The sequence below is a fragment of the Desulfovibrio sp. genome, assembly GCF_014803725.1.
In the GTDB taxonomy this organism is placed as follows: Bacteria; Desulfobacterota; Desulfovibrionia; order Desulfovibrionales; family Desulfovibrionaceae; genus Desulfovibrio.
On sequence record NZ_JAAVBE010000004.1, the window covers coordinates 1 to 15104 of the forward strand.

The 15104-nt window shown below is 64.8% G+C and carries 14 protein-coding genes, 1 tRNA gene and 1 pseudogene; 7 read left to right on the plus strand and 9 right to left on the minus strand.

What is annotated here, in order from left to right:
- Positions 1-296 (plus strand): transposase (locus HDR50_RS01385; RefSeq protein WP_291355293.1); only part of this gene is annotated, 296 nt, incomplete at its 5' end.
- Here HDR50_RS01385 and HDR50_RS01390 read toward each other — a convergent pair.
- From HDR50_RS01390 to HDR50_RS01425, 8 genes and pseudogenes are all read right to left on the minus strand, one after another.
- On the minus strand, positions 274-1128 hold the full coding sequence (locus HDR50_RS01390; protein ID WP_291355294.1) for a relaxase/mobilization nuclease domain-containing protein: 855 nt from the start codon (positions 1126-1128) through the stop codon (positions 274-276). The genes HDR50_RS01385 and HDR50_RS01390 overlap by 23 nt on opposite strands.
- Positions 1122-1472 carry a plasmid mobilization relaxosome protein MobC gene (mobC, locus tag HDR50_RS01395; protein WP_291355296.1) on the minus strand — a complete coding sequence of 117 codons (351 nt, stop codon included), beginning with the start codon at positions 1470-1472 and terminating at the stop codon, positions 1122-1124. Before mobC ends, HDR50_RS01390 begins: the two co-directional genes overlap by 7 nt.
- Before the next feature lie 718 nt (positions 1473-2190).
- Complete coding sequence (locus tag HDR50_RS01400) at positions 2191-2394, minus strand: AlpA family phage regulatory protein (protein ID WP_291355298.1); 204 nt, start codon at positions 2392-2394, stop codon at positions 2191-2193.
- A gap of 336 nt (positions 2395-2730) precedes the next feature.
- Entirely contained in the window at positions 2731-2904 is a 174-nt protein-coding gene (locus HDR50_RS01405) for a hypothetical protein (protein WP_291355299.1), read from the minus strand.
- Positions 2901-4142 carry an integrase arm-type DNA-binding domain-containing protein gene (locus HDR50_RS01410; RefSeq protein WP_291355301.1) on the minus strand — a complete coding sequence of 414 codons (1242 nt, stop codon included), beginning with the start codon at positions 4140-4142 and terminating at the stop codon, positions 2901-2903. The genes HDR50_RS01405 and HDR50_RS01410 overlap by 4 nt, the downstream gene beginning before the upstream one ends.
- A 187-nt stretch (positions 4143-4329) precedes the next feature.
- Positions 4330-4405, minus strand: a tRNA-Asn gene (locus tag HDR50_RS01415).
- 40 nt (positions 4406-4445) lie between these two features.
- Positions 4446-5147, minus strand: a pseudogene (locus HDR50_RS01420) (epoxyqueuosine reductase QueH).
- Positions 5120-6913 carry an Rne/Rng family ribonuclease gene (locus HDR50_RS01425; RefSeq protein ID WP_291355303.1) on the minus strand — a complete coding sequence of 598 codons (1794 nt, stop codon included), beginning with the start codon at positions 6911-6913 and terminating at the stop codon, positions 5120-5122. The pseudogene HDR50_RS01420 and the gene HDR50_RS01425 overlap by 28 nt, the downstream one beginning before the upstream one ends.
- A 915-nt stretch (positions 6914-7828) precedes the next feature.
- Here HDR50_RS01425 and HDR50_RS01430 point away from each other — a divergent pair.
- Positions 7829-8635, plus strand: coding sequence for an HD domain-containing protein (locus tag HDR50_RS01430; protein WP_291355305.1), 807 nt, complete (start codon positions 7829-7831; stop codon positions 8633-8635).
- 79 nt (positions 8636-8714) lie between these two features.
- On the opposite strand, the gene HDR50_RS01435 is transcribed toward HDR50_RS01430, so the two are convergent.
- Positions 8715-9224: a hypothetical protein gene (locus HDR50_RS01435; RefSeq protein WP_291355306.1), complete on the minus strand. Its 510-nt coding sequence runs from the start codon at positions 9222-9224 to the stop codon at positions 8715-8717.
- Positions 9225-9526: 302 nt separating this feature from the next.
- Here HDR50_RS01435 and HDR50_RS01440 point away from each other — a divergent pair, with 302 nt between their 5' ends.
- From HDR50_RS01440 to HDR50_RS01460, 5 genes are all read left to right on the plus strand, one after another.
- On the plus strand, positions 9527-9988 hold the full coding sequence (locus HDR50_RS01440; RefSeq protein WP_165079007.1) for a universal stress protein: 462 nt from the start codon (positions 9527-9529) through the stop codon (positions 9986-9988).
- Between the two features lie 97 nt (positions 9989-10085).
- Entirely contained in the window at positions 10086-11201 is a 1116-nt protein-coding gene (gene hisC, locus HDR50_RS01445; protein ID WP_291355310.1) for a histidinol-phosphate transaminase, read from the plus strand.
- Complete coding sequence (gene cmk, locus HDR50_RS01450; protein WP_291355312.1) at positions 11198-11896, plus strand: (d)CMP kinase; 699 nt, start codon at positions 11198-11200, stop codon at positions 11894-11896. Before hisC ends, cmk begins: the two co-directional genes overlap by 4 nt.
- A 254-nt stretch (positions 11897-12150) precedes the next feature.
- The gene (locus tag HDR50_RS01455) at positions 12151-12714 is read left to right on the plus strand and encodes a tetratricopeptide repeat protein (protein WP_291355314.1); all 564 of its coding nucleotides are present in this window, start codon (positions 12151-12153) and stop codon (positions 12712-12714) included.
- A gap of 394 nt (positions 12715-13108) precedes the next feature.
- Positions 13109-15088, plus strand: coding sequence for an FAD-dependent oxidoreductase (locus tag HDR50_RS01460; RefSeq protein WP_291355316.1), 1980 nt, complete (start codon positions 13109-13111; stop codon positions 15086-15088).
- Positions 15089-15104 lie beyond the last annotated feature (16 nt).

Below are 15104 nucleotides of genomic sequence, written 5' to 3' on the forward strand. Positions count from 1 at the left end.
ACGCCCTGAATGAATGGGCGCAAAAACATGGCGTTGGCCTCGCGCATAGTCGGCCAGGGAAACCCACAGATAACGGTTTCGTGGAAAGTTTCAACGGCAGGCTGCGTGATGAATGCCTGAATCAGAATATTTTCGTTTCCTTGGCGGAAGCCCGGCGCCTCCTCGAAGAGTGGCGACAGGATTATATCTGCAACCGCCCCCACAGCGCCCTTGGCTGGCAAAGCCCGGCGGCTTATCGGGCAGCCCATCAACCCCCAAACCGGACAGGAGCCACTAACTTATCCTTGGTATCATGAATGGGGTAGGGTCACCCATGCGCCGCGCCGTTTCCTTTTTCTTTTTTTCGGATTCTTCATCCTGGATGACTTTGGGTGTCCACCCCTTGGCGTAAAAGCCTCCCCTGAAGCGCATCTTCATGCCGCTTTCCGGGACAATGACGCTGATGTAGTCCCTGCCTTCGCGGTTGATGCCCAGTCCCTGTTCCTTGAGGGCGTTCAAAACATCTTCCCGGTTCCGGACAAGTCCTTGGGACACTTGCTCCTTGAGAAAGACATGAATGACCACTTTGGCCCGGTCGCGGTCGCTTTCCCCGATTTCCTTGTCCCATCGCGCCATCCGCGCCTTGAACAGGTCGGCCTTTTTCGGAAGCTCCTCCCGTGCCCGTGCCGGGTCGTCGGGACGCGCCCAGCCTTCGCGCCAGTTGAACCGATCGCGGAAAACGTCAAAGTCTTTTTGCCAGCCAGGTGGGCAGGCGTTGAAATCCTTGCCGCTGGAAAGTTCCAGACGCGGAATGAGGAAATGCAACTCATGGTGCCCGGCGTGGGTATGCCGCACCCAGAGGATATTGCGCTGATCAGCTTCCAGCCCGGCGAAGGCCACCTGCTCAAACGCATCCATGACTTCCTCTTCCTGAGCCTCGCTGATCTTCTCCTCAGGATGCCACGACAGAACGCCGGAGGTGAATTTCCATCGCCGCTCTATGCTGTCGATGAGTGCGCGGGTCATGGCTGGGTCGCCGCGCAGCACCTGGGGCGGGGCTGTGTCTCTCCCCGGATAGTCCGGGCGTACAAGATAGCGGCTGGGCTTGTCGCCTTCTCCTGTGCCGTGCGGAAAGACCTTCATCAGCATGGCTGCGCCTCCGGTTCATTTTCCGCTGAAGCGCGTGATGCAAACCCAGCAATACGCCTCTCGATGTCCGCTAGCGCCGCCAGCACCTCCACGGCTTCCGCCGCTCGCTTGTAGGTGTTAGCCCATCTCGCGAGCTGATTGATATTCGCTCCGATGCGGGCCAGTTCCCGCAGTCGCCGTTTCTCTTCCGGCGTTTTGCGCAGACGGATGCCAAGGCAGGTCTGCCGGATATACTCCGACATGCTCATGCCGTGCAGCCCCGCATTGAAGCGGAGGATGTCGCGCTCCTCCGGGAACATACGCACGATGACGGCGGCGGTGCGAACTGACTTGATGCGCTTCACCGCTTTCCCCGCCTTTGGGCATTTCGGGGTTCGAAGGGGCCGCGCCCCTCGCCAGCCGTGAGGCTATACGCGCAGCGTATAGACGAAACGTAGGCTGGCCCTCGGAGACAAGGCCGGACGAATGACCAAGCATCCGTGCAAAAACGAGGACGCGTGATGCGGGCATCGAGAATATGGCGGGTGCGTATCGGGCGTGGAGCAGAGTTGTGTTCAGCGTGTGGCTGGTGGGTATGGCGCGGGCACGGAATAACCATCCGGTTTTCGGGAAGATAGTACGCGGGGAAAGACTGAACGCCATGTAATGGCCGCTCAATCAGTATGTGGCGCATACTATGATCAGCATGACGCACATGACGGCGCGGGCATCTGGACGCCGGACGGAAGGCAACCTTATACGAATCGGGATAACTCTTCGGCGCGCAAGCCGGGGCGGCCTCGCACCTATTGTTATCCCCACGTGTCGGTATGCGGGAAAATCGGGAAAGCCGAGAAACGCGTTTTTGTGTGTCTGCTTTTGTGCTGCTGGCTTGCGAGCTTCCTTTGACTGAGCCCCCGCCGGAGGCTTCCTCGTCCGTCGCCCGCAAGTATCCATAGCCGGAAAGCAAGGGCATCAGGTCAAGGCCCGCGAAGCGGCCCGCCAGGGCTTGGCCTTGATCTGATGCACGCTTCCGGCACACATGCGGGTGTGACGGACGAAGAGCCAGGGAAGAAACGATGCTCATTTTTCCTCCGGTTCGGCGGTGAGCTTCTCCAGAAGCGCGGCAATATCCGCTGCCCTCCACGCCGTTGTGCGCGGGCCGAGTTTGACGGGTTTCGGATAACGACCGCTCTTGCAGCCTGCCCACCACGCGCTGCGGCTGACGGGAATGAGTGCGAGTACCTGCGGCAGACGAAGGAATCCGGTTGAGGGAAGTTGAGACATGATTAAACCTCCATGATGTTTCTTTCATGGAAGCCTATCACGGGTTTTGAGAAAGGCTGATTTAAGGCGCTGAAAATGCTTTTTCCGTCAAACCAGAGAAATCCAGATATATTTCTATAGGTCCAGGAAAAAAATGAAATTTCTTCTTGACAACTTTTGGGATTCAATGGCGTCAGATTGTATCTTATTGAAATTTTTGAAATAAAAAAGGGCTTCCGATATGGAAAGCCCTTGATGATATGCTGAAGTCAATATGCTGTGATTATTGAAATTTTTCTTTGCCCGCTCCCGGAGTTCCTCCAGATAAGGCGCCCATTGGAACAAAAAGAGTCTTGTTCAACTATACCAGGCCCGGATTATGTCCATGCCGTCATGGCCCATAGCCCTCATTCGTTCCATTTCTTCCTCACTCCAGCCAGTATTGGCGATGGTTATCTGGGGTTCCTCCCCAACCACATCATCTTCCGCAGGGGCCAGTACAACGTAGGGAGGGATAGCGCCTTCTTTCATGACTTCTCCTCCATACTGACTTTTTTCTCTCGTCCAGTATTGCGCAATGAGTCCAGATAGTCAGCCCACGCGTTCATCATCGAGCGGCGTTCAGCCATATACTCAGCCCGGTTGTAGGCATCCCTGATGGCATTGGGTTCCTTATGGGCAAGCTGGATTTCGATCACATCCGGCCTGAAGCCCTGTTCGTTGAGCAGGGTAGAGGCTGTGGTACGGAAGCCATGGATACACATTTCTTCGCGCCCATAGCCCAGACGACGGAGGGCGTTGAGCAGTCCTACATCCGAAATGGGCCGGCTGGCAGAGTAGGGTGAAGGAAAAAGAAGTGAGACCTCTCCTGTCCAGTGGTGCAACTCGGTTAGCAGCTTCACCACTTGCGGAGCCAGCGGCACGACATGGGCTATGCGCATTTTCATGCGCCCTGCGGGAATCACCCATTCGGCCTTGCCCATATCTATTTCCGCCCATGTCGCGCAGCGCAGTTCGCTGGAGCGCACAAAAACATAGGGCAGTATGCGCAGCGCATAGCGCGTGGAAATGTCGCCCGGATATTCGTCAATGCTCCGCAGCAAATCCCCGATTTTGGTCGGATCAGTTATGGCGGCGCGGTGTTGCCTTTCCCCCTTGGAGGTCAGAGCTTCAGATATATCCGCCGCTTCGTTGTGTTTCACATAGCCAGCTACCTTGGCATAGCGACATACCTGATTCACCAGTTGCGCCAGCCGGTGGGCCATTTCCAATGCGCCACGCGCTTCGGTCACACGCAGGGCGGCGAGAAAGTCCTTGGTTTCCAGTTCCGCAATGGGGGATGGCCCGATAAACGGAAACAAATGGTTCTCCAGCCGGGAAAGAATCTGATGCTGATACCGTGGCGATTTGCCCGCCATCCTTTTGGCAAACCACTCCCGCGCCACGACCTCGAAAGTGCGCGCCTGTTCCACAGCATCCTGTATCGCCTGTGCCCTGACGCGTTTTTTCTCGCCTATGGGGTCAATCCCCTGAGCGATGAGCTTTCTGAACTCCANCTGTTTGTCCGCNGCATCTTTCAGGGAGACATCAGGGAAAGAACCCAAGCTGGCNGTTTTACGTCTGCCGTTCAGGCGGTAGTCATACCGCCATAGCTTGCCGCCCTTGGGCGTGACCAGCAGATAGAATCCCCGACCTGTGGAGAGTTTGTAGGGGGCATCCTTCGGCTTGGCGTTTTCCGCTGTTTTGTGCGTAAATGTCTTGCTGTCCATGGTTTTTCTCCNCCTGTCGGTATCCCGCAGGTCGGTACNCCAGGCCGTGTCGGATACCGAACATTATACCGACCTGGAGGTCGGTATGTCGATAGACGTTACCGGATGGCCGTGGAGCGCCAAAAAGGAGAAAAGNGAAGCCCCACAAGGCCTTTTGGGCTTTGTGGGGCTTCCTTGGATTNNNAATTGGCTCCCCGAGACGGACTTGAACCGCCAACCTAGTGATTAACAGTCACCCGCTCTGCCGATTGAGCTATCGGGGATCATTGGCAGGAGTGTTTGTACGGAAATCGCGGNCNGAGGTCAAGAAAAAAATCCNNCGNNGGCNCAATTCCCGCCGCTTTCCCGGATGCAGCGCGCGAGNTTCNTGTGGTAGCGCTCGGCCTCGCTGAAGATGCANCCGCAATANGGNTGCCGGTAGAGNCCCCATTCTTTGGANCGNTCNATGCCNGCCTGCCAGTCNNNCCGNAAATCGCCGTACACGAATGNCGGNCCCCCGCCGGCCGTAAGCTNCCGNCCCACGGCGGCGATGGCCTCNTGCGGCTGGTAGCGGGAATAGAGCAGGCTCGTNGTGAAATACGCAAAGCCCAGNGCNNTNGCGGCNGCCGCNGCGGCCCGCACCCGGCTTNCGCAGCACCATTCGCAGCGCGCGGGCGGCTCTTTCNGCGCCNCGGGCGCGGCGAGCCACGCCCGGATGTCCCACGCNGCGTCGTCATANATCACCGNCACGCCGAGGCGCGNNGCGCATTCGCCCANGGCCTCNCGCCGCCTCAGGTATTCCGCNAGCGGGTGGATATTGGGGTTCNTNTACCAGAGCGTCACNGCAAAGCCGGCGTCCCTGAGGCGCNGCGCCGGCATGATGGCGCAGGGCCCGCAGCAGGCGTGGAGCAGGAGCGGCGTGCCCTCGCGCGGGGCNGNGGNCANCTCCGGCCCNGCCCCNGNNGNCNCCNCCGNGCCGNTGGANGCGNCCTCCGGGGCTANGGCTGGATGGAGATTTCCAGGCATTTGCCGAACAGTTGCTCCATGTCGCGCAGGGTGTCGCGNTTGTGGTTGAGCANNTAGAGGCCCAGNTCGCGNTCCGNCTCNNANACACAGGTGGGCGCATGGGTNTTCTGCAGGCGCCCGCGCAGGTCGCGCAGGGCCTGGAGCGCNCGCCANTCCAGGTTGCGCCGAAGGCCGGTGCCNCCGCAGGCCGGGCANGGCTCCAGCGTGATGGAGAGCGCCGANGAGCCCATGCGCTGGCGCACCAGCTCCANAAGNCCNAAGGNGCTCATGCGGGCCACNTCGTGCCNNGCNCGNTCGTTNTTCATGGCCTGGCGCAGGGTNTTTTCCACCTCCACCACATGCTTCTTGTCGCGCATNTCGATGAAGTCGATGACCACCTGGCCGCCGATGTCGCGCAGGCGCAGGTGGCGGGCGATGGCNTCGGCGGCCTCCATGTTGGTCTTGAAGGCCATGGCCTCGAAATTGCCCTTGCCCGAGATCTTGCCGGAATTGATGTCCACGGCCATGAGGGCTTCGGTCTGGTCAAAGACGAGGCGNCCGCCCGAGGGCAGCACNACCTCGCGCGAATAGATCTGCTCCAGCTGGCGGCGCAGGTTGAAGCGGTCCCACAGGGACTGGCGGAAATCGTCATAGAGGCGCACGAGNTCCTTCTTGCGCGGGAAGAGCAGGCTCACCATGCCGCGCACGTTCTCGGCCTCGGCCTCGTTGTCCACCCAGATCTCGCCCACGTCNTCGGTGAGGTAGTCGCGCACCGCGCGCTCGGAAAGGCCCGGCTCCTGATGCACCAGGGCCGGCGCCGCCACTTCGGTGGCCTTCTTGCGGATGTCCTTCCAGAGGCGCTTGAGGTACTGGAGGTCGTTCTTGAGTGTGGCCTTGGTGGTACCGGCGCTCACCGTGCGCACGATGACCCCGAGGCCGCTGCCCGGGTCGATGCCGTTCATCATCTCGCGCAGGCGCGCGCGCTCCTCCTCGTCGTTGACCTTGCGCGAAACGCCGATCTGCTCCTGCCCGGGCGTGAGCACGAGAAAACGCCCGGCCAGCGAGAGCCAGGTGGTGAGAAAGGCGCCCTTGTTGCCCGTGGGCTCCTTGACCACCTGCACGAGCACTTCCTGCCCGGCTTTGAGCACCTTCTGGATGGGCGGGAATTTCTTGCCCTTGGCAGGCTCGTGCGGCGCGAGCCAGTATTCGGGGTGCACCTCGTCGATCTGGAGAAAGCCGTTCTTGCCGGTGCCGTAGTTGACAAAGGCCGCCTGAAGGTTGGCGTCGATATTGTGGATGACGCCCTTGTAGATATTGCCCTTGAGCTTGCGCTGGTGGAGCATGTCCAGATAATACTCGAGGAGGACGCCGTTTTCGGCCAGCGCCACTTCCACCTGCTCGCCCGGGAGCACGCTGATGAACATGCGCTTGTTGGCCGGCGTTGCCTTTTCGCGCGGCTTTTTTGCGCCGCTTTTTTTGGTGGTGCCGCTGTCGCGGGACTCGGCATCAGAAGCGGCGCCCTCCTGCCCGTCAGCGGGGGCGGAGGGTTCGGCCGGGACGGCTTCGTCCCGAGCCTCGGGGGCGGCTTCCGCCCCGGGCTCCCGCGCCTCGGCGGTATCGTTCTGGCCTTCGGGCGCACGGTTCTTGTGACCGCGCCCGCGGCCCCCGCGCCGGCCGCGACGGCTCTTGCGGCGCGCCGGCTCGGCGACATCCGCGGCTTCCGCGGCGCCCGTTTCGGGCGCGGGGCCTTCAGCGCCGGCGATTCCAGGGGCTGCGGCATCGCTCATGTCGGAGGTGGCTTCCGCCTGCGGTGCCGAAGCCTCAGCAGGAGCCACTTCCCGGGCAGGTCGCCCCCGGCGCGGCTTCGGGGCCGGCTTCGGCGCCCCGTCTGGTTCCGCCCCTTCAGTTGGGGGCAGCGTCCCTTGGGGGCTCTCTTCCGCGGGGGCCGAAACTTCAGCAGCGGGCGCGATCTTTTTGGGGCGCCCGCGCCTGCGGGGCGCCGGTGCCACGGCCTGTGCCGGCGTATCGGCTCCCTCGGCGAGCCCATCCCCGGCTTGCGCGCGCCGACCGCGGCGCGGGCCGCGGGCCGGCTTTGCCGCTTCCTGCACGGGAGCCTCGGAGGTATTTGCCCCGGGGACCGGAGGGGCCGTTTCAGCGGCGGGCGCGCTCCTGCCGCGTCCGCGCGGGCGGCCGCGTTTGGGCGCGCCGTTTTCTGGCGTTGCGTTCTCCTGGGTTTCGGCCGGCGTCACCGCGCTGCCGGCCTCGGGCGCCTTGGCACGGCCGGGTCTCCCGCGCCTCGGGGTCGGAGCCCCCTCGTCGGCCGCAGCGGCGGTGGCGGCGGTGTCCGCAGCGGGCGTTGCGCGCCGGGGCAAGCGCCTCTTGGGGCGCGGGGTGTCTTCCGCCTTCTGGGGGGCGCTCTCGGCGGGAAGTGGCTGGCTGGAAGTTGGGGTTTCTGGGCTCGACGAAAGGGGGAAATCTTGCTCGGAAGTCATGCAGTTCCTTATATGTGGGCGCCTGCAAGGCGCCCGGAAAAATTTGCGAAGCCGGCTTTCGGCAGCGCGGCCAATGCCCTCGCGCCGGAAACGTGCGCCGCGCGGCGCCGCCGGTTTCGCCGCCAAGCATACGTTGTTTCAGAAAATATGCAAGGCGCGGCCACCCGTTCCCTGGCAGCGGCGCTTGCCAGTGCGCCGCGCAGAGCGTACATGACGGACATGGATATGGCGGAACACGAAGCATGGTTCGAGAACTATGCGCAGGAGCAGCGCGCGCTTGAGACCGGCGATGCCGGCCCCATCGACCTCAAGCTCCGGCACACCCTCGAGGTGCTGGCCACGGCGCGCGCCATCACGGCCGAAAGCGGCCCGGAGCCCGAGCTTGAGCGCGCCTGCCACCTCGCGGCGCTCTATCATGATGTGGCGCGCTTCGAGCAATACCGCCGCTACCGCACCTTCCGCGACCGCGAATCCTGCAATCACGGCCTCATGGGGGTGAAGATCCTCAAGCGCGAACGCCGTCTTGAGGGGGAAGGCCCGGCCCTGCGCCGGCGCGTACTCACGGCCGTGGGCCTGCACAACCGCTTCCAGCTGCCCCCGGCGCTCCCCGGGGACGCCGCCCTGGTGACGCATGTGGTGCGCGACGCGGACAAGCTGGATATCCTCCGGGTGATGCACGAAAACCTCAGCGGCCCCAAGCCCTGGCACCCCACCGTGGTGCTGGGCCTCCCCGACGACGAGGCCCTGGTGAGCGACACGGTGCTTCGCGCCGCCCGTGAGGGGCGCGTGGCCTCCTATTCCGACCTGACGAGCGTCAATGACCTGCGCGTGCTCCTCGGGAGCTGGCTCTTCGACATGCACTTTCCCGCCAGCCGGCGCCAGTTCGCCGCGGCCGGCCATGCCCGGCGCCTCATCGAGGGCCTGCCGGAAAACGCGGCGTACGGCGCCATCCGCACAGAACTCCTCGCCCGGCTGGCCGCTGTGGACACCGCACCAGCCCCGGCGGCCACTCACTGAGTCGCCCGAAAAAAGACCGCAAAAAAACCGCAGGCTCCCTGAAACCTGCGGTTTTTTTTCAGCATTGGGCTGCTGGCGGCTACATGAGGTAGTCGCCGCGGTTGAATTTGAATTTTTCCGTGGCGGTCAGCACTTCCAGTTCGTTGAGCAGGCTGTCGAGCCCGGGGTTCTTGCCCCGGACGCCGGCGGTATCTGCCCTGATACGCGTCACCTCGCTGTCTATGCCCTCAAGCAGGGCATAGGCCTCGCGCAGGGAACTGTCGGTCGGGGACGAGCCCAGGGTCTTGGCGTAGGTATCCCACATATCGAGGGTGCCGGAGGCCTGGTCAAAGGCCGCCTGGAACACCGCGGTATCCGGGTCCGTCGCCTCGCTCGCGCCGACGCCGTTCAGCATGATCTGGCTGAAGAGCGCAGCCTGCGCGCCGGGAGGAAGCGGGCTTGCGGCCGCCGCGCCGGCGTCCTGGCCGGCCAGTTGCTCGGTCAGGAGGGCATCGAAGACGCCGGGCTGGGCCGCAGTTTTGCGGGTGCCCTGCGCCTGTTGCTCCTGTACGCGCAGCAACGCTTCCAATTGTTCGGCATTTATTTCCATGATCGCCTCCAGGGTTGGCGTTTCCCGGCAATGTGCAATAAGCCTGCCAAGAAGGCGCCGGCCGCAAGACGGCATTTTTCAAGACTTTTTCCAAAAAGACGGCGGCAATTTCTGCCCGGCGCCGGCATGCGCCTCCCGCCGGCGTGCGCCCGCTGTTCTTCCCGCCCATATTTTCCTGCCACAGTCTAGCGTCATGCCGGGCACTTGTCTATTTTTTCAAAAGCCCCTATCCTTATCAATATCCGGACGTTGAATCCCAAAGGCCCGGCGCGCCCGCGCAGGGCAACGCCGAGGAGGATGCCATGGCCAAGAAGGAAATCAAGAAGATCCTGTGCGCGGTTGACCTCTCCGACCACAGCAAGGATGTGGCCGCATATGCGGCCATGCTGGCCAAGGGCATGGGGGCCAGCGTCATCGTGGTCTATACCGCGCCCTCGCTGAGCCAGTATGTGGGCTTTCACGTGCCGCCCAATACCATCGAGAATTTCGTCGGCGAGATTGTCACCGGCGCCGAAAAGTCCATGGAGGCCTTCGTGGCCGAAAACTTCTCGGGCATCGAGGCCCGCGGCCAAGTGCTCATCGGCTATGCCGCCGAGGAGATCCTCAACCGCGCCCACGAGGAGAAGGTGGACATCATCGTCATGGGCACTCACGGCAGGAAGGGCATTGACCGCATCCTCTTCGGCTCCGTGGCCGAAAAGGTGGTCAAGAATGCCGACATGCCCGTGCTCACCATCCGGCCTTCCGAAGCCCCCAAGGCCTGACACGCCCGCACCGCCGGGAGCGCCCCCGGGCCTCTCAGGGCCTTTCCGGGCACTCCCGGCATCGCCGCGTGAGGCGGCGTTTTTCATCGAGGTCATCATGTCCGCACCATCGGTCCTTGAGCGCATCCGGGCGCTGGACGCCTATGCGCCGGGGCTTTCCATCGCCGAAATCCAGCGCCGCCACGGCCTCGCCAAGGTCATCAAGCTCGCGAGCAACGAAAACCCCCTGGGCGCCTCGCCACTGGCGCAGGAAGCCGTGCGCCGCAACGCCGGCCTCGCCTTCCGCTATCCGCAGGGGGGCAACCCGCGCCTTCGGGAGGCCCTGGCCAGGCTGCACGGCGTGGCGCCCGAGCGCATCGTGGTGGGCAACGGTTCGGACGAGATCATCGACCTCCTCATCCGCATGCTCGCCGCCGACGGGGAGCACAACATCGTCTGCTGCGAGCCCTGCTTCAGCATCTATCCCATCCAGGCGCGCGTGGCTGGCGTGAGATTGCGCCGCCGCCCCCTGCGGGAAGATTTTTCCCAGGACCTGGACGGCCTCGCTGACCTTGCGGACGGCGCAACGCGCCTTGTCTTCGTCACCACGCCGGACAATCCTTCCGGCTACCGCCCCCCGCGGGAGGAGGTGCTCCGCCTTGCGCGCCGCCTCGCCGAAAAGGCGCCCGGGGCACTCCTCGTGGTGGACGAGGCCTATATGGACTTCGCGGAGGACGAAGCCGCCGCTTCCCTGCTCCTTGCCGGGGAGCTGCCGGAAAATGTGGCCATCCTGCGCACCTTTTCCAAGAGCTGGGGGCTCGCGGGGCTCAGGCTCGGCTACGGCGTCGTGCCCCCAGCCATCGCGGACGGCTTCTGGCGCAGCCGCCTGCCCTTCTCCGTCAATGTGCTCGCCGAAGAGGCCGCCTTGGCCGCCATGGAAGACACGGCCTTCCGCGCCGCCACGCTCACGACCGTGCGCGAGGGGCGCCGCGCGCTTGCGGAAGGCCTCACCAGGCTCGGCTGCCAGGTCTGGCCGAGCGAGGCCAACTTCCTCATGTTCCGCCTGCCGGAAGGGCACGACGCCCGCGTCTGCTTTGAAGGGCTGCTCAGGCGCGGCATCATCATCCGGCCCTTGCGCAGTTACGGCCTGCCCGAGCACCTGCGCGTCAGCGTGGGCACGCCGGAGGAGAACGCGGCCTTTCTGCGCGCGCTCGAGCAGGAGCTCGGCGCATGACCGCCCCACTCCTCCCCGTGGTGACGCTGGACGGCCCCGCCGGCGTGGGCAAGACCACCCTTGCGCGCCGCCTGGCCGAGGCCCTTTCCCTGCCCTATCTGGACACCGGAGCCATGTTCCGCACCCTGGCCCTGCGCCTCGGGCCGGACGCGACGGCCCTCGCGCCGGAGGAACTGCGGGCGCGCTGCGCGGCGTGGCCCTTCACCCTTGAGGGCACAGGCGCCGAAAGCCGCCTTTCCTGCGCGGGCGTGCCCGTGGGCGACGAGATCCGCACCGAGGCCGTGGGTCTGCTCGCCGCGCGCCTGGGCACGGTGCCCGCGGCGCGCGACATCCTTAAAGAAGCGCAACGGCGCATGGGCGAGCGCGGGCCGCTGGTGGCCGAAGGGCGCGACATGGGCACGGCCGTCTTCCCCGGGGCGCGCTTCAAGTTCTTTCTCGACGCCACGCCGGAAACGCGGGCCCTCAGGCGCCAGCGCGACCTTGCAAGCCGCGGGCAGCACGAAGACCTCGCCGTGCTTACGGAGCAGATCCGCGAGCGCGACACCCTGGACCGCGAACGCGCCGTGGCCCCCCTCAGGCCGGCCGAGGACGCGCTCATCGTGGACACCTCGGCGCTCGACATTGACGGCGTCTTCCAGGCGCTCATGCGGCACATCGAGACCCATGGCGGCCGCGCCGCGCTCGCGGGCCGCTGACCGCCCCTTCACCGCCGGCCGGCAAGATTTGCCGTTCCCGCGTCAAGGGCACGACGCGCCGGTGACCGGCGCCCCCCGGAAGGGGCAGTTTTTGGCAGCCAGGGGTCAGATTTTTCCCGCCCTTCCGTGGCACTATTCCGATAAGTTCTTGATTTTCTGCCTTTTCTTTTCCGTGGCATGCTCCCTGCATAGTTCCGGGCACATCACCGGCGCCATCGCGCCATGTGGGAAAAGCCTCAAAAGGGGAGGATACCATGGAAAATCAGCTGGACTACGAAATCAACAAGGAACTGGGCGAGTGCTACCTGTTCATGGGCGACTTTGACAAGGCCGAGGAGTATTACCGCAAGGCCGCCGCGGGCAATTCCCGCAGCGCCGCTCCCTACATGGGCCTTGCCACCGTGGCCGTGCAGCGCTCCGAGCTGGACAAGGCGCTGGTGCTCTACCAGAAAGCCGCGGCCGTGGAAGAGACCGACAAGGCCCTGTGCGGCATCGGCCTCGTGCACATGGAGCAGGGCAACCATGAGGAAGCCTTCGGCTACTTCTGCCGCGCCCTCGAAAAATCCGCCGCCAATATCGTCGCGCTGAACTGCCTGGTGCGCGAGGCGTACCAGACGGGCCAGGTGGAAGCCACCCTGCCCTATCTCACCGCGGCCCTCGACACCTGCGAGGAAAAAGAGGCCGTGCGCGTGACCCTGGCCGGCTGCCTCATCTATCTCGGCCGCAACGACGAGGCCCGCGAGCACCTGGAAGCCGTGCTCGGCGAGAACCCGGCCAACAGCAGCGCGAAAGAACTTTTCGACACCATGGCCGCGTAAACGGGTTCCGCCCCGTCCGCGCGGCGGCACTTCTCCCCTCCCCACAAGGTTTTCCGGCCCCAGGATGGGCCCGGGGCCGGAAAATCACCCCAAGGACGGGAGCGGAAAGGATTCGCGGCGGCACACACCGCTCGGGCTGCCCGCCCGGCAGCCCACACAACTTCAGGAGCAGGCATGCGAGGATCATGCCTGCTCTTTTTTTGGGCGCGGGCCAGCGTGCGCACAGAGCTGCCCGCCCCCTTGCGCCCCCGTTCCGGGCACTTACCGCCATTCCCCGGCGAACCATTGAACTGTCGCCCTGCGTATGGTATGGGCATGCACATACTCTCACGGCTTTAGCCAAGCCAAGCGGGCGGCGCTGGCACTCCCCGCGCCGCTGTGGAGGAGATCGCCCATGCCGCGACTTGTCTATGGAGTCTGGGACGGCACTGTCTATGACAACCGCAACGGCGGCGACGCCACGCCCCCCGGACTGGACCTTTCCGTCTTTGACAGCTTCAGCGAAGGCAATCCGGCCCGCTCCTTCCTCTCCGACAGGGGCTTTCTCGTCTTCGACCCCGGGCTTCCCCTGCTCTGGGCCCTGTGGAAACATTTTGACAAGGTAGCCTCCGAGTCCTGCGGCAAGTGCTCGCCCTGCCGCACCGGCGCGCCTCTCGTGCGCGATGTGCTCGCCGCGGCGCGCGACGGCGCCGCCGTGGACTGGCAGGACCTGCGCGACATAGCCGTGCAGATGAGCGCCACCTCGCTCTGCGGCGTTGGCCAGACCGGGGCCCTGCCCCTCCTGGCGGCGCTCACGCACTTCCCGGCGGAGCTCAAGCCCGGCGAAAGCGGCGACACGTGCGGCTTTTACAGCGCCATCACGAGCCCCTGTATCGAGGCCTGCCCGGGCCTCGTCAACATCCCCCGCTATATCGACTACATCAAGGACGGCCACGACGACCTCGCCGCCAATACCGTCCTCCGCAGTTATCCCCTCGTGGGCAGTTGCGGCCGCGTCTGCGTGCGCAGTTGCGAGCGCGCCTGCCGCCGCGCCAAGGTGGACGCGCCGGTCTCCATCCGCAACCTCAAGCGTTACGCGGCCGACAGGGCCATCGCCTCGGGCATGCTCAAGCCGCAGGACGCCGCCCCCGCCAAGAGCAAGCGCGTGGCCGTGGTGGGCGCGGGACCCGTGGGCATCTCCTGCGCGTATCACCTGCTCGAGCGCGGCTACCCGGTGGACATTTTCGAGGCCAAGCCCAAGGCCGGCGGCATGATCCGCTACGGCATCCCCATCTACCGCCTGCCCAAGACGACCCTCCAGGAAGAAACGGACATCGTGGCCGCCATGGGCGCGCGCTTCTTCTTCAACCAGAAGCTCGGCCGGGATTTTGACGTGGACGAACTCTTCCGGCGCGGCTACGACGCGGTGTTCATCGGCTGCGGCTGCCCGAGCGGCGCCTATCTCGGCATGGAGGGCGAGGATACGTCGCTTCCCGGCTACGAGAACGGCATCGCCTTCCTGGAGCGCGTGTACGAGGGCGTGGAGGCGGGCGAGCCGCCCGTGCTCGAGGGCGACGTGGTGGTGGTGGGCGGCGGCAACGTGGCCATGGACTGCTGCCGGGCGGCCGCGCGCGTGGCCACCGGCGAGACCCACCTCATCTACCGCCGCACCGAGGCCGACGCCCCGGCCGACCCGGAGGAAATCAAGGCCGCCAAGGAAGAAGGCGTGCAGTTCCACTTCCTCTGCGGGCAGGACGCCCTGGTGGTGGAAAACGGCGAGATCACGGGCCTCAGGGTGGTCGACATGGAGCGCACCGAGCCCGACGCCAGCGGCCGGCGCGGTGTCAGGCCCATCCCCGGCTCGGAGCATGTCATCCCCTGCCGGCACGTCATCGCGGCCATTGGCCAGAAGACCGACGCCGCCATGCTGCGCGACGACGAAGGCATCGCGCGCGACCGCAAGAACTGCATCGTCATCAACGCCGCGCACGAGACGAGCCGCAAGGGCGTTTTCGCCGGCGGCGACTGCACGAGCGGCCCCCGCGCCTCGGGCCCCACCACCATGATCATGGGCATGGGCCACGCCTATTTTGCGGCCCGCTCCATCGACCAGTTCCTTTCCACGGACCAGGTGCCCTTTGATTCGCGCTGGCGGCTCAGCGAATGGATCGCCAGGGGGGGCCTTCTCAACGATGCCGCGCCCGCGCCGGCCAAGCCCCGGCAGGAGCGCGTGGGCGTGCGCGAGATCACGCCCGAAGAGCGGGACCACAATTTTGACGAGGTGGAACAGACCATGACCCGTGAGGAGGCCTGGTCCGAGGCCTCGCGCTGCATGCGCTGCTACCGCGTGCTTTCCGTCATCACCGAGAGCCCCATCCCCGGCAATCCCGCCTGAGCGCCGTGAGCCGCAG